The 20,343-nt window shown below is 73.2% G+C and carries 3 protein-coding genes; 1 reads left to right on the top strand and 2 read right to left on the bottom strand.

Translation table 11 applies throughout. From position 1 onward, the window contains the following. Positions 1–94 precede the first annotated feature (94 nt). A complete protein-coding gene (locus ACZ49J_RS19035; protein ID WP_467449362.1) occupies positions 95–1,165 on the top strand; it encodes an iron-siderophore ABC transporter substrate-binding protein in 1,071 nt (356 codons plus the stop codon). Positions 1,166–1,268: 103 nt separating this feature from the next. Here the strand turns inward: ACZ49J_RS19035 and ACZ49J_RS19040 are convergent, their stop codons facing one another. After that, the gene (locus ACZ49J_RS19040) at positions 1,269–1,478 is read right to left on the bottom strand and encodes an MbtH family protein (RefSeq protein WP_467449363.1); all 210 of its coding nucleotides are present in this window, start codon (positions 1,476–1,478) and stop codon (positions 1,269–1,271) included. A gap of 23 nt (positions 1,479–1,501) precedes the next feature. Then, the gene (locus ACZ49J_RS19045) at positions 1,502–20,281 is read right to left on the bottom strand and encodes an amino acid adenylation domain-containing protein (RefSeq protein ID WP_467449364.1); all 18,780 of its coding nucleotides are present in this window, start codon (positions 20,279–20,281) and stop codon (positions 1,502–1,504) included. Positions 20,282–20,343 lie beyond the last annotated feature (62 nt).

Raw genomic sequence — 20,343 nt, forward strand, 5'->3', positions numbered from 1 at the left:
CATGCGCCTGAGAAGCACACGACACCGGCGCAGGCCCGGCCACCCCCCGCACCGCCCGGCACCACAGGAAACCGAACGAAGGATCACACCACCGATGTTCCGCTCCCGCAGAGCACCGCGATGCGTCGCCGCGCTCGCCTCCGCCGCCATGCTCCTCGTCACCGCGACGGCATGCGGCTCCGACGACTCAGGTTCCGACGACACGGGCGCCGGCACGGAGGCGGGCTCCTCCGGCGAGTCGGCCTTCCCCGTCACGGTCGCCCACAAGTACGGCAGCACGACCATCAAGTCCGAGCCGAAGCGGATCGTCACCGTGGGCCTCACCGACCAGGACTCGGTGCTCGCGCTCGGCAAGACCCCGGTCGGCACCACCGAGTGGCTGGGCGGCTACAAGGGTGCCGTCGGCCCCTGGGCAGAGGACAGGCTCGGCGGCGCCGCGACGCCGACCGTGCTCAAGGACACCGGCACCGGCCCCCAGGTGGAGAAGATCGCCGCTCTCAAGCCGGACCTGATCCTCGCGGTCTACGGCGGACTCACCAAGGAGCAGTACGAGTCGCTGTCCAAGTTCGCCCCCGTGGTCGCCCAGCCCGAGAAGTACAACGACTACGGCGTCCCGTGGCAGGAGCAGACGGAGACGATCGGCAAGGCGCTCGGCAAGCCGGAGGAGGCCGCCAAGGCGGTCGCGGACACCGAGGACAAGATCAAGGCCGCCGCCGCGGAGCACCCCGGTTTCAAGGGCGCCACCGCGGTGATGGCCACGCCGTACGAGGGCATGTTCGTCTTCGGCAGCCAGGACCCGCGCTCGCACCTCCTGACCGACCTGGGCTTCTCCCTGCCCAAGGACCTCGACAAGGTGATCGGCGACCAGTTCGGCGCCAACATCAGCAAGGAGCGCACCGACCTGCTCGACCAGAGCGCCATCGTCTGGCAGGTCGGCGACGTCACGAAGGACGCCGCCAAGCTGCACAAGGACGCCTCCTACAAGGACCTGAAGGTGGTGAAGGAGGGCCGCGAGGTCTACGTCAACGAGACCAGCGACTACGGCAACGCCCTGTCCATGGGCACTGTCCTCAGCCTGCCCTACGTGATCGAGCGCCTGGTCCCGCAACTGGCGGCGGCCGTCGACGGCGAGGCCGGCACGAAGGTGGAGCAGCCCGCTTCCTGACGCTGTTTCAGGGGCGCGTGCAGGGATACCCGCACTGCGGGGAGGGGCCGTCCGCGAGCACCGCTCGTGGCCGGTCCCTCCCCCGTCTCCGCGGTCCCCGGTGTCAGCCCCCCATGGACTCCGCCAGGCTCCGGGGCCGCATGTCGGTCCAGTGGGCCTCGACGTACTCCAGGCAGGACTGCCGTGACGCGGGTCCGTGGACGACCCGCCAGCCGGCCGGCACGTCCACGAAGTCCGGCCACAGGCTGTGCTGGTTCTCGTCGTTGACCAGCACCGAGTAGACGCCCTCGGGGTCCTCGAACGGATTGCTCATGCTCTTCCCTTTCCTCAATGGCCTCAGGCCTGTCGGTTGTTCTCTGACCACGCGATCAGCCCCTGAAGCGCCCTGAACCACGTCCCGGCCAGGTCCTGGACGGCCTCGCGCGGCAACGGCCCTTCCAGGTAAGCCCAGTGGGCGGCGAGCACGGGGCCGTCGGCGCGGTCCTCGGTCACCACGTTGATCTCCAGGGCGTGGCCCTGCCGCATCGCGGCCTCCGGACCGATGTCGGCCACGTCCTCCTCGGGCGCGTACGACCAGTCCGTCTCCTCCGGGATACCGAACCGCCCCAGGTAGTTGAACTCCACGCGGGCCGGCTCGCGGGCCGCCAGCACCTCGCGCGTCCGGGGGTTGAGGTACCGCAGCATGCCGTAGCCGACACCGTTGCCCGGCAGTGACGCCAGGTGCTCGCTGACCCGCCGTACGACGTCCCGGGCCGCCGGACCGCCCGCGAAGGCCTCGGCGAGATCGGCCGTCCCCGTGTCCAGCCGGACCGGGAAGACGCTCGTGAACCAGCCCACCGTGCGGGACAGGTCGGCGTCGTCCCCGGCCAGCTCCTCCTCACGGCCGTGGCCCTCCAGATCGACCAGCACGGACGTGCCGGACCCGCCGCCGCGCCGCCGCCAGTCGGCGAAGGCCAGCGCGAGCCCCGCCAGTAGCACGTCGTTGACACCGGCGCCGAACGCGGCGGGCACGGACGACAGCAGCGGTCCGGTGTGCGCGGCCGGCATCCGCAGGACCACCTCCCGCCGGGTAGCGGTGGTGTCGCGGTCCGGATCGGCCTCCCGGGCGAGCGGGAACGGCTCCGTTCCCGCGCCGCCGTCCAGCACGGCCGTCCACACGGGCAGCTCCGCCTCCCGCGCCGGGTCCCGCGCCAGCTCGGACAACATCCTCGACCAGCGCGCGAACGAGGTGTCCACCGGGTCGAGCCGCGCCGGCCGCCCGGCGGAGACGTGCCGCCAGGCCGCCGCCAGGTCCGGCAGCAGCACGCGCCACGACACACCGTCCACCACCAGGTGGTGGGCCATCAGCAGCAGCCGCCCGGGAGCGCCGCCCGCGTCGAACCACACGGCCCTCACCATGGCGCCCGCGTCCGGGTCCAGCAGCGCCCTGGCCGCGTGCGCGTGCTCCCGGACGGCCTCGCCGAGCGCTCGGGCGTCGAGTCCGGACACGTCCACCCGGTCGATCCACCCGGCGGCGTCGACGGCACCGGCCGCCGGAACGTGCAGCGACCACTCCTCGGTGTCGTCCCGCGACGGCCGCACCAGGGTCGCCCGCAGCAGGTCGTGCCGGTCGGCCAGCGCCTGGAGCACGGCCGTCAGACCGGACAGGTCAAGCTCCGCCGGGGTGCGGACGAGCGCGGACTGGTGGTACGTCGCGAACGGGCCGCCCAGTTCGCGCAGCCAGTGCATCACGGGGGTGAGCGGCACGGTTCCGGTGCCGTCGTCCTCCGGACGCGGGGCGGCGGCGCCCGCGGACTCGGCGACCGCGCTCAGCGCGGCCACCGTACGGTGCCGGAACACCAGGCGCGGGGTGATGCGCACGCCCGCCGCCCGGGCCCGGCCGACGAGCTGCATGGCCACGATGCTGTCTCCGCCGAGAGCGAAGAAGTCGTCGTCCACACCGGCGCGTTCCAGCCCCAGCACCTCGGCGAAGACCGCGCAGAGCGCCTTTTCGGCCGGTGTGACGGGCGCTCGTCCGGACGACAGGGCGGAGAAGTCGGGGGCGGGCAGGGCGGCCCGGTCCAGCTTGCCGTTCGCGAGCGCCGGGAACCGGTCCAGCGCGACCACGGCCGCCGGGACCATGTGGTCCGGCAGCCGGGCGGCGACATGGCCGCGCAGCTCACCCGGGTCCGGGAGGGCACCCGGCGCCGGAACCACGTACGCCACGAGCAACTTCCGGGAGCCGTCCTGACGTACCGTCACCAGCGCCTGGCCGACTGCCGGATGACCGATGAGCACGGACTCGATCTCCGCCGGCTCGATGCGGAAGCCCCGGATCTTGACCTGGTCGTCGGCCCGGCCCAGGTAGTCGAGGTACCCGTCGGCGGTCCAGCGGGCCAGGTCACCGGTGCGGTACAGCCGCGAGCCCGGCCCGCCGAACGGGTCGGCCACGAACCGCTCCGCCGTCAGCCCCGGGCTGCCCAGGTAACCCCGGGCGAGACCGCCGCCCGCCAGGTACAGCTCGCCCGTCACCCCCGGCGGCACCGGCTGCAGCAGCCCGTCCAGCACGTATGCCCGCGTCCCGGCCACGGGCCGCCCCACCAGCGGGCGCTCACTGTCACGGACCCTGGCCACCAGGGCGTCCACGGTCGACTCCGTCGGCCCGTACAGGTTGAACGCCTCGGTGCCGCGCAGCGAGGCCAGCCGCCGCCACAGCGCGACCGGTACGGCCTCGCCGCCCACGCCGACGACCGCGAGCGGGCAGTCGTCGCCGAGCGGCAGACCGCTCTCGGCCATCTGCGCGAAGAACGACGGGGTGACCTCCAGGAAGTCGAACCAGTGCTCCACCACGGCCGCGGCGAGCAGTTCGGGATCGCGCCGCACCTCCTCCGAGACGATGTGCACGCAGTGCCCGTCCAGCAGCCACAGCTGGGGCTGCCAGGACGCGTCGAAGAAGAACGACCAGGCGTGGCCCGCCCGCAGATGCCGCCGTCCCGTGGCCTCGATCGCCGGTGCGTAGAGCGTCTCCCGGTGGCTGTGGAAGAGGTTGCCGAGGGTCTCGTGGGTGACCACGACACCCTTGGGACGACCGGTCGAGCCGGAGGTGTAGATGACGTAGGCGGGATGGCGAGGCGTCAGAGGACCGGAGCGGTCGGCATCGGTGAGAGGGGCCGGCTCCCGGGCGGCGACGCGCTCGGCCGTGGCGGGCTCGTCCAGCACGAGCGGCTCGGTGCCCGCGGGCAGGGTGCTCACCAACTCGCGTGTGGTGAGGACCAGTACCGGCCGGGCGTCGTCGAGGACGTCCGCCGTACGGTCCACCGGCGCGTCCGGGTCGAGCGGCAGATAGGCCGCCCCCGCCTTGTGCACCGCGAGTACGGCCACCAGGAACCGGGCGGTGCGGGGGAGCGCCAGGGCCACGAACCGCTCGGGTCCCGCGCCGAGCTCGACCAGCAGGCGCGCCAGGCGGTTCGCCTCGTCGTCGAGTTCGGCGAAGCTCAGCTCCATGCCGTCGCAGGCCACGGCGGGCAACTCCGGGCACCGGCGCACCTGTTCCTCGAACAGGGCGGGCACGGTGGTCGGCGCGGCGAGGGCCGGCCGGCTGTGCCATCCGCCGCACAGACGGAGCCGCTCGTCCTCGTCGAGGATGTCGACGCGCCCGAGGGACACGTCCGGGTCGGCGGCCACGGCCCGCAGGACGCGCCGCAGCCGGTCCGCGAAGGACTGCGCGGTCGCGTGGTCGAACAGGTCGGCGCTGTACTCGAGCACACCGTCGACGCCGCTGCCGTCGCCGCGCTCCACGAAGTCGAAGGAGAGGTCGAACTTGGCGGTGCTGTTCGCGACCTCGTCCCGGGCGCCGCTCAGCCCGGGAAGCAGCCCGGCCTCGTCCCGGTCCGGCGCCAGGTACACCACCATCACCTGGAAAAGGGGATGCCGGGCGAGCGACCGGGCCGGGTTGAGCACCTCCACCAGCCGCTCGAACGGCACGTCCTGGTGGTCGAAGGCGGCCAGGTCGGTTTCCCGCACGCGGTCCAGCAGCTGACGGAACGTCGGATCGCCCGAGGTGTCGGTGCGCAGCACCAGCGTGTTGAGGAAGAACCCGACCAGGTCCTCCAGTGCCGCGTCCGTCCGCCCGGAGACGGGGCTGCCGATCGGGATGTCGTGGCCCGCGCCCAGCCTGCTGAGCAGCGTCGCCACGGCGGCCTGGAGCACCATGAACACGCTGACGCCGTTGTCGCGGGCCAACCGGCGCAGTGCCGCGGCCAGTTCGGCGTCGAGTGACAGATCGGCCGCGCCGCCCCGGTAGCTCGACTCCAGCGGACGGGGCCGGTCCACGGGAAGGACCAGTTCCTCGGGCAGTCCGGCCAGCGCGCGCTTCCAGTAGCCGAGTTGCTGCTCGCCGACCTCGGCGAGCAGCCGCTCCTGCCAGAGGGTGTAGTCGGCGTACTGGACCGGCAACGGCTCCCACTCGGGCGCCCTGCCCTCCCGCCGCGCCGCGTAGGCGAGCGCCAGATCCCGGCGCAGGGGCGCCTGAGACCACTCGTCACCCGCGATGTGGTGCAGAAGGAGCGACAGCGTCCACTCCTGCTCGCCGGTGCGGAACACGTGGACGCGCAACGGCGGTTCGCTCGCCAGCTCGAAGCCGTACGTCCCGGCCTGCGCGAGCCGCTCGGGCAGCAGGGCCGCGTCGACGTCCTCCACCTCGAACGCGACGTCCCGTGGATCGAGGATCCGCTGGTAGGGGCGCCCTTCCTCGTCGGGGAACACCGTGCGCAGCGTCTCGTGCCGGGTGACCAGATCGCGCACCGCCGCCCGCAGCGCCTCGACGTCCAGGTCGCCGGTGAGCCGCCAGGCGGAGGGGATGTTGTACGTCGGGTTCGGTCCCTCGACCCGGTACAGCACCCACAGCCGCTGCTGGGCGGAGGACAGCGGGAGCCGCTCGGGACGCGTGCCCGGGGTGAGGGCGGGGCGGGCCCCGGCCGTGGAACCCTCGGCCAGACTGCGGGCGAGCCGCGCCACCGTCGGCGCGTCGAACACCGTGCGCAGGGACACCTCGACCCCGAAAGCCTCGCGGATCGCGGCGACCAGCCGCATGGCCAGCAGCGAGTGGCCGCCCAGCGCGAAGAAGTCGTCGTCGACACCGGCCCGTTCCACACCCAGGACGTCCGCGAACAGACCGCAGAGGATCTCCTCGCGCGGATCGCGCCCCCGGCCCCCGGCGCCGCTGCCCGCCGCGAAGTCCCAGGCGGGCAGGGCCCGTCGGTCGAGCTTGCCGTTCGGCGTGAGCGGCAGGGCGTCCAGGGTGACGAAGGCCGCGGGAACCATGTGCTCCGGCAGCGCGGCAGCGGCGTGACCGTGCAGTACCTCCGCGTCCGTGGTCTGTCCGGGGGCCGGAACGACGTACGCCACGAGCCGCTCGTCGTGCGGGACGACGACCGCGTGGCCGACGGAGGGGTGCCGGGCGAGGACGGTCTCGATCTCGCCGGGCTCGATGCGGACGCCACGGATCTTGACCTGGTGGTCGGTGCGGCCGAGGAAGTCGAGCGTGCCGTCGGACCGAAGGCGGGCCAGGTCGCCCGTGCGGTACATCCGGGCGCCGGGCGGGCCGTACGGGTCGGCGACGAACCGCTCGGCGGTGAGTCCCGGCCGGTCGAGGTAGCCGCGGGCCAGCTGGACACCCGCCAGGTACAGCTCTCCGGCGACACCCGGGGGAACAGGCCGCAGCCCGGCGTCCAGGACGTATGCCCGCGTGTTCCATACGGGACGGCCGATCACCACGCGTTCGTCGCCCGGCAGCACCTCGACGGCCGTGACGTCGACCGACGCCTCGGTGGGCCCGTACAGGTTGTGCAGCTCGGCCGGCAGCACCTGGTGGAATCGCTGCGCCACCGCGACCGGCAGCGCCTCACCACTGCACATCACCCGGCGCAGACCGGTGCACCGCGCGGCGGAGGGCTCCTCCAGGAACACCTGGAGCATCGACGGCACGAAGTGCGCCGTCGTGACGCCTTCCTCCCGGATCAGCCCGGCCAGATACGCCGGGTCCTTGTGGCCCTCCGGCCGCGCGACCACCAGCGCCGCCCCGGTGATCAGCGGCCAGAAGAACTCCCACACGGACACGTCGAAGCCGGCCGGCGTCTTCTGCAGCACCCGGTCCTCGCTCGTCAGCGTGTACGCGTCCTGCATCCACAGCAGCCGGTTCACGATGCCCTCGTGCGGGACGACGACGCCCTTCGGGCGGCCCGTCGACCCGGACGTGTAGATCACGTAGGCGGGGCTCGACGGATCGTAGGACGTGGGCAGTTCACCTTCCGGGCCCTCCGGCAGCGCGTCCTCGATGACGCACACCGGCCGGGCCTCCTCCAGCATGAGCGTGAGCCGCTCCCTCGGCTGGCCGTCGTCCAGCGGCAGATACGCCCCGCCCGCGCGGTGCACGGCCAGCAGCGCGACGACGAGGTCCACCGAGCGGGGGAGCGCCACAGCCACAGTGCGCTCCTGGCCGACGCCCAGACCGGCGAGCACCCGCGCGGTCCGCTCGACCCGTGCGTCCAGCTCGGCGTAGGTGAGGCGCCGTTCACCGGAAACCAGGGCCAGGGCGTCCGGGGTGCGCGCCACCTGTGCGCGGAACAGCTCCGGCAGGGTGGTGGCCGGCACGTCGTGCGCCGTGTCGTTCCAGCCGGTGAGCACCGCCTGCCGCTCGGCGTCCTCCAGTACCTCCAACTCCCGTACAGCGGTGTCGGGTCGGGACGCCACCTGTTCCAGCAGGCGCACCAGCCGCCCGGCCAGCCGCTGGGCCGTCGAGTCGTCGTACAGGTCGAGGGCGTACTCCAGGATCAGCGTCAGCCGGCCCCGGGCCGTGTCGTCCGCGAACTCGTCCACGAACGTGAAGTGGAGATCGAACTTGGCCATGCCGGTGTCCATGTCGAACCACTCGGTCGGCAGGCCGAACACGTCCGGGTCGCCGTCGGGCCGGTAGTGGTAGCCGAGCATGACCTGGAAGAACGGGTTGCGGCCGGCCACCCGGGGCGGGTTGACGGCCTCGACGACCTGGTCGAAGGGCAGGTCCTGGTGCTCGAAGGCGGCCAGGGCGGACTCCCGGACCCGGCCGAGTAGTTCACGGAAGGTGACACGGCCGTCCGACAGGTCGGTACGCAGCACGAGCGTGTTGACGAAGAAGCCGACCAGGTCGTTCAGCGCGTCGTCGGTGCGGCCGGCGATGGGCGAGCCCAGCGGGATGTCGTCGCCGGCGCCGAGCCGGTGCAGCAGGGCCGCGGTGGCGGCCTGGAACAGCATGAACATGCTCGTGCCGGTGGCCCCGGACAGCTCGCGCAGGGCCCGCCCGGTGGCGGCGGAGAGCTCCACGCGCACCTTGCCGCCGCGCCCCGACGGGACCTCCGGCCGGGGCCGGTCCAGGGGGAGGGGCAGCTCCTCGGGGAGGCCGCGGAGCGCCTCGGTCCAGTGCGCGAGCTGCTCCTCGCCGATCCGGCCGAGCAGTTCCTCCTGCCAGAGCGTGTAGTCGGCGTACTGGACCGGCAACGGCTCCCAGTCGGGCGCCCGGCCCTCGCGCCGGGCCTCGTACGCACGGGTCAGGTCGGCGAGGAACGGCCGGTCCGACCACTCGTCGGTGGCGATGTGGTGCAGGACGAGCGCCACCACCTGGTCCTCGGGACCGAGCCGGAACACCTCGGCCCGCACCGGCAGTTCGGCGCTCAGGTCGAAGGGCCGCCGCTGGGCCGCAGAGATCCGCTCGGCCAGCTCCCCCTCGGAGCACTCGACGACCCGGAAGTCGGGCTCGCCCTCACCGATCCACTGCCAGGGCTCACCGTTCTCCTCCAGGATCCGTGTCCGCAGGGACTCATGACGGACCGTCACGTCCAGCAGAGCCGTCCGCAACGCGTCCAGGCCGAGCCGTCCCCGGAGCCGGAAGACCAGGGGGAAGTTGTACGCCACTCCGCCGCCCGTGATCCGCTCGACCAGCCACAGCCGCCGCTGGGCCGCCGACAGCGGGATACGGGCGGGCCGCTCGGTCACGGGCGCCGGTACCGGCCGGGCGGGCCGTCCGGCGTCCGCCCGCGACGCGAGCGCCTCCGGCGTCGGGGCCTCGAACAGGTCCCGGATGGCGAGCTCCGCGCCCAGTTCGGTGCGGGCCCGGCTGATCAGGCGGGTGGCGAGCAGCGAATGGCCGCCCAGGTCGAAGAAGTTGTCCTCCGCTCCGGTGCGCGGCAGCCCCAGTACCTCGGCGAACAGACGGCACAGCACCTCTTCGACGGGGGTGCCGGGCCCGCGCCCCTCGGACAGGGTCACCGCGGGCTCGGCGTCCGGCAGCGCCCGCACGTCGAGCTTGCCGTTGTCGTTCATCGGCAGCCCCGGCAGGACCACGAACGCGGCCGGGACCATGTAGCCGGGCAGCCGCTGCCCCAGATCCTCGCGCAGCCGTCGTACGAGAGCCCCGTTGCCGCGCGTGGCGGTGGGGGTGTTGGCGTAGGGCGCCGAGCCGCGGTCGGCGCGCGGGAGGTGGAGGCCGGACGTGCGCACGGGTGCGCCGGCGCCGCGTACGAACACGGCGTCGAAGAAGCCCGGTTCGTCCGACCACGTGGTCAGGACCCGGTGGCCGTGGGCTTCGCCGAGGGCACGCAGTTCCTCCGGTTCCACGCCCGGCCCGACCGGGCCCGTGGGCCGGCCGGCGTCCATCGCCCGCATCGCCGCGAGATCCTCCGCCGTACGGGCGTCCGGAATCCGGCGCACCCGGAGCGTCTGCGTTCCCTCCAGGAGCGCCGGGAGCGCACGTGTCCCGGGCCACTCCCGCACGGGCGCGTCCCGCAGACGCAGGCCCGCGGGACCGTCGTACAGGACCACGTCGTACCGGTACCGCGTCAGCTCGTTGTGGTGTCGCCCGGCCTTGGTGCGCAGGTCGACGCCGACGCCGAGGGTGGTGAACCAGTCGGGGTCGACGAGCAGTTCCTTCTCCAGGGCGAGCCCCCGGTCCACGGCCCGGCGCAGCGCCTCCGGCTCGGTGTCCGCACCCGCGCGCGCGGCCTGGATGCCCGTCTGGAACACCCGGGCCTGCCGCAGGTCCCGTACGTCACCGAGGAACAGGGCACCGCCAGGCGCGAGCAGCCCCATCGCGCCCCGGATCACCTCACGCAGATGGTCCAGGCTCGGGAAGTACTGCACGACGGAGTTGATGACGACGGTGTCGAAGAAGCCGACGGGCAGGCCGTCCGTCACCTCGGCGGCCTGGCACCGCAGTTCGACCTTCCGCGCCAGTTCCGGATCGGCCTTGAGGTCCTCGCCGAGCTTGCGGATGACGGGTGCCGCGAAGTCCGTCGCCCAGTACGACTCGGCGTCCGGGGCGAGCCGTGACAGCAGCAGACCGGAGCCGACACCGATCTCCAGCATCCGCCGCGGCCGCAGCTCACGGATCCGATCGACCGTCGCCTCGCGCCACTCCCGCATGTGCTCCCGAGGGATCGGCTCACCGTCGTAGGAGCTGTCCCAGCCCGCGAAGTCCTCGGTGAGGACGGCCGTGCCGATCTCGGTGTACTCGGCCGAGTAGATCTCCCGCCACTCGCCGATCTGCTCCCGCTCGGCCGACTCCCGCGCCTCGGCGCCGGGTTCGGCCGGGACGACGTACCCCACCAGCCTCTTCGTGCCGGGTGCGGAGGTGTCGTCGCGGGCGATCACCGCGGCCTGGGACACCTCGGGATGCTGGGCGAGCGCCGTCTCGATCTCACCGAGCTCCACCCGGTGGCCCCGGATCTTGACCTGGTCGTCGGTGCGGCCCAGGAAGTCGAGGTTGCCGTCCGGGCGGCGCCGCACCAGATCGCCGGTGCGGTACATGCGCTCACCCGGCTGCCCGTACGGGTCGGCCACGAACCGCTCGGACGTCAGGCCCGGCCGGTCGAGGTAGCCACGGGCCAGCCCCACACCGGCGATGTACAGCTCACCCGCGACCCCGTCCGGCACGGGCCGCAGCCAGGTGTCGAGGACGCGGGCACGGGTGGCGCGGATCGGACGGCCCACGGTCGGGGTCGCGCTGTCGTCCGTACCGCCGCCGAGGGTGTTGATCGTGTACTCGGTGGGCCCGTACAGGTTGTAGCCGTAGGTGCCCTCGGTGTCCCGCAGCGTGTTCCACACCGTCTCGGTGACCGCCTCTCCACCGAGCAGCACCAGCGGCGGCCGGTGCCCCTCCAGCAGGCCCTCCTCGATGAGGAGGTGGGCGTACGTGGGCGTCACGTTGACGACGTCGACGCGGTGCTCCTCGCAGTACGCCACCAGCGCGGTCGCGTCCCGCCGCAACTCCTCGTCGCAGATGTGCACTTCATGGCCCTCGACGAGCCACAGCAGCTCCTCCCAGGACATGTCGAACGCGAACGACACGGTGTGCGCGATCCGCAGCCGCCGCCCGCCCGCCGACGCGATCGCCGGGGCGAAGATCTCCTTCTGGTGGTTGAGCTGCATGTTGGTCAGACCGACGTACGGCGTGACGACACCCTTGGGACGGCCGGTCGACCCGGACGTGTAGATCACGTACGCCGGGTGGTCCAGGCTGAAGGACCGCGAGACGGGCGCGTCGGGCAGGCCCTCCAGCCCGGCCGCCACCTCCGGGTCGTCCAGCAGCACGCGCGGGGTGTCGCCGGTCAGGGTCCGGGACACCGCCCGCGTCGACAGCAACAGCAGCGGACGCGCGTCGGCGAGCATCAGCGACAGCCGCTCGGCCGGATGGTCCAGCTCCAGCGGCAGATACGCGGCACCCGTGCGCAGCACCGCGAACAGCGCCACCACCATGTCGATCGAGCGCGGAAGCCCGAGCGCCACGACCCTCTCGGGCCCGGCACCGCGCGCGATCAGCAGACGGGCCATCCGGTTGCAGGCCGCGTCGAGTTCGGCGTACGTGACGGTCCGCGCGCCGAAGACGAGCGCGGTCGCGTCCGGGGTGCGGGCCGCCTGGGCGGCGAGCATGTCCGCCACCGTCTCGTGCGGCACGGGCTGCCGGTTCCCGGCCTCCTCACGGGCCAGCGCGGCGGCCTCGGCGGGCAGCAGCGCGGCCAGCGAGCCCACGGCTGCCGACGGGTCGGACACCAGGGCGTCCACCAGCAGCACGAACCGCTCCAGCAGGGTCCGCGCGTACGCGCCGTCCAGCAGGTCCGGACGGTACGCGAGCGTGACCCGGACCCGCTCGCCGGGCGTGACCACCAGGTTGGCCGGGTAGTGAGTGGCGTCCACGTTGGCGACCGCCGCGGCCCCGTGCCGCTCGCGCAGCTCGGCGAGCCGATCGTCGGTGTCGGCGTTGCGCAGCACGAACAGCGTGTCGAACAGCCGGCGGTGACCGGTCTCCGCCTGGAGGACACCCAGGCCCAGGTACTCGTACGGCATCAGCTCCATCCGCTCGCCCTGGACGCGGCGCAGCAGGCCGAGGACCGTCTCGCGCGGGTCGAAGGCGATGCGCGCGGGCACGGTGTTGAGGAACATGCCGATGACGTTCTCGACGTCCGGCACCTCGCTCGGGCGCCCGGCGACCGTCGTACCGAAGACGATGTCCGTACGGCCCGTGGCGCTCGCGAGGACCAGCCCCCAGGCCGCGTTGAGCACCGTGTTGAGGGTCAGGCCGTGGCGGCGGGCGGTCTCGCGCAGCCGCTCGGCCGCGTCCGCGTCGAGGACGGCGTCCAGGTGCTCCGGGATCACCGGCTCCAGGCCCCGGTCGGACACGGCGGGCAGGAGCAGCGTGGGCTCGTCGAAGCCGGCCAGGGCCGTGCGCCAGGCCCGGGTCGCCGCGGTGTCGTCCTGGCGCTCCAGCCAGGTCAGGTAGTCGCGGTACGAGCCCGGCCGGGCCAGCCCCGCGGGGTCGCCCCCGCTCTCGTACAGCGCGAACAACTGGTCCAGGAACAGCCAGGCCGACCAGCCGTCCCACAGGATCAGATGACGTCCGACGACGAGCCGGTCGCCGCGCCCGTCGCCGAGCCGGACCAGCAGCATCCGGAAGAGCAGCGGTCGGGTGAGGTCGAAACGGCGGGACCGCTCCTCGTCCATCAACTCCCGCACACGCCGGTCCTGTTCGGCTGCGGACAGCGCGGACAGGTCCACCTCCGTGAGCGGGATCTCGGCGTCCGCCACCTCGCGCACGATGAACTGCACCGGCTGGCGCAGCCCTTCGCTGCTGAATCCGGCGCGCAGGCTGGGGTTGCGGGCCAGCAGGGCGCGCGTCGCGGCCCGCAACCGCCCGGCGTCCACGCGCTCGGCGAAGTCGAAGGACTCGTGGACCGTGTAGACGTCGAGGGCGCCGTCGTCGTACGTGGAGTGGAAGAACAGGCCCTCCTGGAGCGGGGCCAGCGGCCACACGTCCTCGACGCGGCCCGGAGCGAGCCGCTCGACGCGTTCGCGCTCCTCCTCGGTGAGCGCGAACCTGGACGCGGTCTCCTCATTGCCGGTCGACTCCACGACCGTCGCCGCCGCCGCGAGCGCCGCCGGAGTGCGGTGCTCGAAGACATCACGCGGGCCGAGCACCAGGCCGGCGCGCCGGGCCCGGCTGGAGACGGCGATGGAGCTGATGCTGTCACCGCCGAGCAGGAAGAAGTCGTCGTCGACGCCGACGCCGTCCACCTTCAGTACGGCCGCGAAGATCTCGGTGAGCAGGTGCTCCCGGGGGTTGCCCGGCGCGCGGGTCGCGGTGGCCCGTACGGCCCGCGGAGCCGGCAGCGCGGCCCGGTCCAGTTTGCCGCTCGGCGTGAGCGGCAGGGCGTCGAGGACGACCCAGGCGTCCGGGACCATGGGCGCGGGCAGGGAGCCCGCCAGGGCGGTGCGCAGCGCGGCGACGTCCAGGTCCCCGCATGGCGCCGACGGCACGACGTACGCGACGAGCGCGTTGTCCCGTACGGTCACGGCCGCCTGTCCCGCCTCGGGCAGGCACATCAGCGCGGCCTCGATCTCGCCGAGTTCGACGCGGTTGCCGCGCAGCTTGACCTGGCGGTCGGTGCGGCCCAGGTACTCGACCACGCCGTCCGCGCGGCGCCGGACCAGGTCGCCGGTGCGGTACATGCGGCTGCCGGGCGGCCCGTACGGATCGGCCGTGAACCGCTCGGCGGTGAGCCCCGGGCGGGCGTGGTAGCCACGGGCGAGCTGGACGCCGGTCAGGTAGAGCTCGCCGGGGACACCCTCGGGAACGGGCCGCAGACAGGAGTCCAGCACCCGCAGGCCCGTGTTCCACACCGGCCGGCCAATCGGCACGGAGGTGCTCCCGCCGGACGGCTCACGCTCGTCGTACGGGTGGTACGTGACGTCCACGGCGGCCTCGGTCGGGCCGTACAGGTTGTGCAGCGGAACCCCGGTCAGGGCGTGCCAGCGGCTCGCGGCGGCCAGGGGGAGCGCCTCGCCGCTGCTCAGCACGCGACGCAGCGACGCAGACCAGGTGGGGTCACCGGTGACCTCCTCCGACTGCAGGAACGCCTCCAGCATGGAGGGCACGAAGTGCATCGTGGTGATGCCCTGGCCGCGCACGAGAGCCGCCAGGTAGGCGGGGTCGCGGTGGCCGTCCGGGCGGGCGAGCACCACCGCGGCGCCTTCGAGCAGCGGCCAGAAGAACTCCCACACGGACACGTCGAAACTGGAGGGGGTCTTCTGCAGCACGCGGTCGTCGGCGTTCAGCCCGTACGCGCCCTGCATCCACGCGAGCCGGTTGACGATGGCGCGGTGGGTGACGACCACGCCCTTGGGCAGACCGGTCGAGCCGGAGGTGTAGATGAGGTAGGCGGGGTCGTCGGGGGCGGCCGGCCGCACCGGAGCCTCCTGAGGCTCGTCCTCCCCGGCGTCGAGCAGCAGTGGGGAAGCGGCGCTCTCGGGCAGCCGGCCGACGGTGCCCGACAGCGTGACCACCGTCGTCGCACCCGAGTCGGCCAGCATGTGCGCCACTCGGCCGGCCGGATAGTCCAGGTCCACCGGCAGATAGGCCGCGCCCGCCTTGAGCACGCCGAGCAGCGCGACCATCAGCTCCGCCGAGCGCGGTACGGCGACCGCCACGAACGCCCCGGGCCCGGCACCACGGCCCCGCAGCCGTGACGCCAACGCCTCGGCGCGGGCGTCGAGTTCCGCGTAGGTGAGCCGCACCCCCTCGAAGACGACGGCCGTCGCCTCCGGGGTCCGGGCCACCTGTGCCGCGAACGCCTCGGCCAGGGTCGTCGCCGGGACGGAGCGCTCCTCGCCCCACGGGTGGGCCCGCAACGCCTCGTCGGGCGACAGCAGTTCGACGGAGGCGGCGGGCCGGGCGGGGTCGTCGGCCATCGCTTCCAGGACACGCGTCAGCCGGTCGCCGATCGCGCGGACGGCGTCACCGTCCAGCCGTTCGGCGTGGTGCTTGAGCCGCAGGTCCAGCTGTCGGCCGGGCTTGACGACGAGGGCGAGCGGATAGTGGACGGCGTCATGGAACGCGTCACCGGTGATGCGCACGCTGCCCGACGCGTCCCGCACATCGGTGGCGGAGGGGTAGTTCTCGAACACGACGAGGGTGTCGAAGAGTTCGCCCTCGCCCGCGTGCCCCGTCAGCCGCTGGATCTCGGCCAGGCCGAGATGCTGGTGGTCGAGCAGCCGTGCCTGCTCCTCCTGCAGGCGGACCAGCAGCTCCCCGAGTGCCTCGCCCGGTGCCCAGCAAAAGCGGGTGGGCAGGGTGTTGATGAACAGGCCCACCATCGATGCGATGCCGTCGACCTCGCTGTCCCGGCCCGAGACGGTGGTGCCGAACAGCACGTCGCCCCGGCCGGTCAGCCTGCCGAGCAGCAGACCCCAGGCGGCCTGCACCACGGTGCCCAGGGTGACGCCGTGCTCACGGGCCCGCTCGGTGAGCCGTGCCGTGGTGCGCTCGGACAGCTCCACGCGGACGTGCGCGGGGCGTACCGGTGCGTCGTCGGCCGGTGCCCCGACCAGCCGGGTGGGTTCGTCGAGCCCGGCGAGCGCGGTGCGCCAGGCCTCACCGGCCGCGTCGCGGTCCTGCTCGCCGAGGCGGCGCAGGAAGGCGCGGTACGGGGTGACCTCGGGAAGCGCGGGAGCGTCCACGCCGTAGAACGCCATCAGCTCGCGGTGCAGGACGGGCAACGACCAGCCGTCCGCGACGATGTGGTGGAACGTCAGCACCAGGCGGCTCCGCTGCTCACCGAGGCGGATCAGAGCACAGCGCAGCAGCGGCGGCGCCCCCAGGTCGAACCCGGCGGCCCGCTCGTCGGCGGCCACGGCATCGCCCAGCGTCTCCCGCGCCTCCGCGTCCTGGGCGGAGAGATCGACCTCCCGCCACGGCAGTTCGGCGTGGAGCGTGATGATCTGCACCGGTGTGCCGTCCGGACGCTGCCGGAAGGCGGCCCGCAGCGGCGCGTGACGGTCGAGGAGCCGCTCGGCGGCCCGGCGCAGGGTGTCACCGTCCACCGGGCCCGCGAGGTCGAGGACCTGCTGGACGACATAGGTGTCGCCGTCGGTGCCCCCGGCGGCGGAGTGGAAGAAGAAGCCCTGCTGAAGCGGGGTGAGCGGCAGCAGTTCCTCGACGGCGAGCGGCCGGGCGCCCTGGATCTCGGCCAGTTCCTCCTCATCGGCCTCCACCAGCGGACGGTCGGCGGCCCGGTCCTCCCCGCGCTCGACGGCGGCCTTCGCGAGCGCCTCGACCGTACGGTGCCGGAACACGTCGCGGGTGGTGAGCCGCAGCCCCGCCTCGCGTGCCCTGATGAGCAACTGGATCGCGGTGATGCTGTCGCCGCCGAGCGCCAGGAAGTCGTCCTCAGCCGTCACCGCGTCCAGTCCGAGCACCTCGGCGTACAGGCCGCTGAGCAGCCTCTCCCGGGCGGTGCGCGGGGCACGGCCCGAACTCATCGCCGCGTGGTCCGGGACCGGCAGCGCCTTCCCGTCGATCTTGCCGCTCGGGGTGACCGGCAGCGCGTGCAGGGGCACGAACGCCGACGGGACCATGTAGTCGGGCAGCCACTCGGCGGCGTGCGCCCGCAGGGTCCGCATCAGCGCCGTCACATCGCGGAACGGCGCGGGGCGGTTGGCGTGGGGGTAGGCCCCGGCGGTGCGGTACAGGCCGGTGGGCGGGCCGTCGAGGGCCAGTACGGCGTCGAAGGCGCCGTCGTCGGCGCTCCCGTTCCAGGTGAGGGCCACCCGGTAGCCGTGCCGTTCGGCCAGGGCGTACACCTCTTCCGGGTCCGCGCCCGCCGCCGTCTCCCCGCTGCTGCCCTCCAGCCGCCACAGGTCCGCCAGGTCGTCGGCGAGGCGGGCGTTGGGCACACCGGTGATCCGCAGGCGCGGTGAACGCTCCGCCAGCAGGTCGGCCAGCGAGTCGACGTCGGCCCAGGGGACCTCCCGTTCCTCGTGCGGGACCGTGCGCTGTCCGGGGCGCAGGACGACGTCGTACCGGTACCGGCTCAACTCGTTGTGGTGGACGCCCCGTTTGATCCGGATCTCGGCGTCGAAACCGTCGAGCGAGGCGAAGTAGTCCGGGTCGAGCAGGAGTTCGCCCTCCCAGCGCACCGACTGCTCGACGGCCGCGCGCAGGGCGCTCTTGTCCTCGGCGACGGCCCGTCGCGTCTCGACGGCCGCGCGCAGGGTGCGCAGCAGCCGCAGGTTGCGTACGTCACCGAGGAAGATCTGGCCGCCGGGGGCGAGCAGCCCGCTGACCCGGCGGAGTACGTCGGTGAGGTAGCCGGCGCTCGGGAAGTACTGCGCGACGGAGTTGAGGATGACGATGTCGAAGTACCCGGTGGGCAGGCCGGTCGTGTCGTGCGCGGGCTGGGCGCGCAGTTCGACCTTGGCGGCCGGCTCCCCGTCCAGTCGGCTGCGCAGCGCCCCGATCGCCTCGGCCGAGAGATCGGTGCCCCAGTAGGTCCGGCAGCCGGGCGCGATCCGGGAGAGGATCAGGCCGCTGCCCACACCGATCTCCAGCACGCGGTTTCGTGGGGCGAGTTCGAGGATGCGCTCGATGGTGGTCTCCCGCCACTCGCGCATCTCCTCGACGGGGATCGGCCGCCCGTCGTACATGCTGTTCCAGCCCGCGTAGTTCTCCTCGAACTCCTCCGAACGGGTGGCGCTGTAGAGGAGTTCGTGGACGTCCTTCCACTCCTCCACACGGTCGTCGGGCCCGTCCAGTGCCGGTACGACATAGGCGGCCAGGCGCCGGTCGCCGGGCCGGTCCTCCCGGGCGACCACCGTGACCTGGTCCACGGCGGGGTGGCCGCGCAGCACCGACTCGATCTCGCCCGGCTCGATACGGAAGCCACGGATCTTGATCTGGGCGTCCGCGCGGCCCAGGAACTCCAGCCGCCCGTCACCGCGCCACCGCACCAGGTCGCCCGTACGGTACAGCCGCTCGCCGGGCGCGCCGAACGGGTCGGCGACGAACCGCTCGGCGGTCAGGTCCGGCCGGCCGAGATAGCCGCGCGCGAGACCCGCACCGCCCAGGTAGAGCTCGCCCGTGACCCCCGCCGGAACCGGCCGCAGGTACGCGTCGAGCACGTAGGCCCGCGTGCCCGGGTCGGGGACGCCGATCGGCACGATCGCGCCCGCCGGGATGTCCGGATCGCACAACCCGAGCGTGGAGTTGGTGGTCGCCTCCGTCGGACCGTACGCGTTGAACATCATCCGGCCGCGCGCATAGCGTCCCACCAGCTCAGGGGAGACGCGCTCGGTGCCCGCCAGCAGGGTCGCCGTGGGCGGGAGGTGGACGTCGTCGGGCATCGCGGCGAGCAGCGCGGGCGGCAGGATCATGAACGTGATGCCGTGCGCGTTCGCGTAGTCGGCGAGCGGTGCGCCGGGCACCCGCAGTTCGGCCGGTACGACGACGAGACGGCCGCCCGACAGCAGCCCGAGGCACAGGTCCCAGAAGGCGACGTCGAAGCTCGGCGAGGCGAACTGCAGCACCCGGCTGTGCGGGCCGATGCCGAACCGCTCGCTCTGCGTGGCCACGAGCTTCGCCACGCCGCTGTGCGCGAGGACGACACCCTTGGGTCGGCCCGTCGAACCCGAGGTGTAGATCACGTACGCGGCGCTGTGGACGCCGAGCGGTGCCCCGCGGTCCGCGTCGGTGGGGTCGTGGGCGGGCCGGTCCGCCAACTCGGCGGCCACAGCGGGGGAGTCCAGCTCGACCACGGCCATGCTGTCCTGCTCGGGCAGGTCCCGGGCGGTCTCCCGTGTCGTCACCATGCACACGGGCGCGGCGTCCCCGAGCATGTACGCGATCCGGTCCGCCGGGTAGTCGTGGTCGATCGGCAGGTAGGCCGCGCCGGACTTGAGGACGGCGGCCTCGGCGACGATCAGTTCCGTGGAGCGCGGCAGCGCCAGCGCCACGATGCGTTCGGGACCGGCGCCCCGCGCGATCAGGGCGTGCGCCAGACGGTTGGCGCGCTCGTCGAGTTCGGCGTAGGTGAGGTGCTCGTCCTCGAAGACCAGGGCGGTGGAGTCGGGGCGCTGCCGGACCTGTTCGGCGAACATCGCGGGCCACGTGTCCGCGGGGACCGTGTGCTCGGTGGAGTTCCAGTCGAGCACGACCTGCCGGTACTCGTCCGGGCCCATCAGGGCGAGCCGGGCCACGGGTGCGCCGGGCCGGGCCAGCGCGTCGGTGAGCAGGGTCCGGTAGTGGACGAGCAGCCTCTCGACGGTCGCCGAGTCGAAGAGACCGGGGTGGTACGTCACCCGCGCCGTGCCCTCGCTCACCTGCAGCAACACGTCGACGGGGCCGGGCAGTTCACCGGCGGGACGCTCGGCCGTGCCGAACCCCGTGTTGACGAACAGACCGCCGCCGCGCGTCGGCCGGGGGCGCAGTTCGTCGACCAGGACGCCGACGGGAATCCGGTGGGTCGCGGCCTCCTCCCACGCCTGGCCGACGCGCCTCACCAACTCCTGGAAGGTGGGCTCGTGGTCGACCGACACCCGCACGAGCAGCCCGTCATGACCGACCGTCAGGTCGACCGCCCCGCTGTAGCGGTGCAACAGGGCGACGAAGGCGGCGAGGAGAACGGGGGAGGAGGCCTCCTCGGGCACGCCGGACAGCGTGCGGATCTCCCGCTCGGCGACCGGCTCGGGCGGATGGGGGCGGTCGGCGGGGAGCGACACCTCTGGCGGGAGGGGGGTGAGCAACCGACGCCAGTAGGTCAGGACTTCCTCGGAACCGCACACAGCAGTGAGCCTCCCCAGCCGACCGGTCCCGGCCCTGGGCCGGGGATCGGCGCCATACTAAG

The sequence above is a fragment of the Streptomyces sp. NPDC030840 genome (genome assembly GCF_055572015.1).

Excerpts from the sequence above, each read along its gene's own strand:
- ACZ49J_RS19035 (WP_467449362.1), top strand. The coding sequence starts at position 95 with ATGTTCCGCTCCCGCAGAGCACCGCGATGCGTCGCCGCGCTCGCCTCC.
- ACZ49J_RS19040 (WP_467449363.1), bottom strand. The coding sequence starts at position 1,478 with ATGAGCAATCCGTTCGAGGACCCCGAGGGCGTCTACTCGGTGCTGGTC.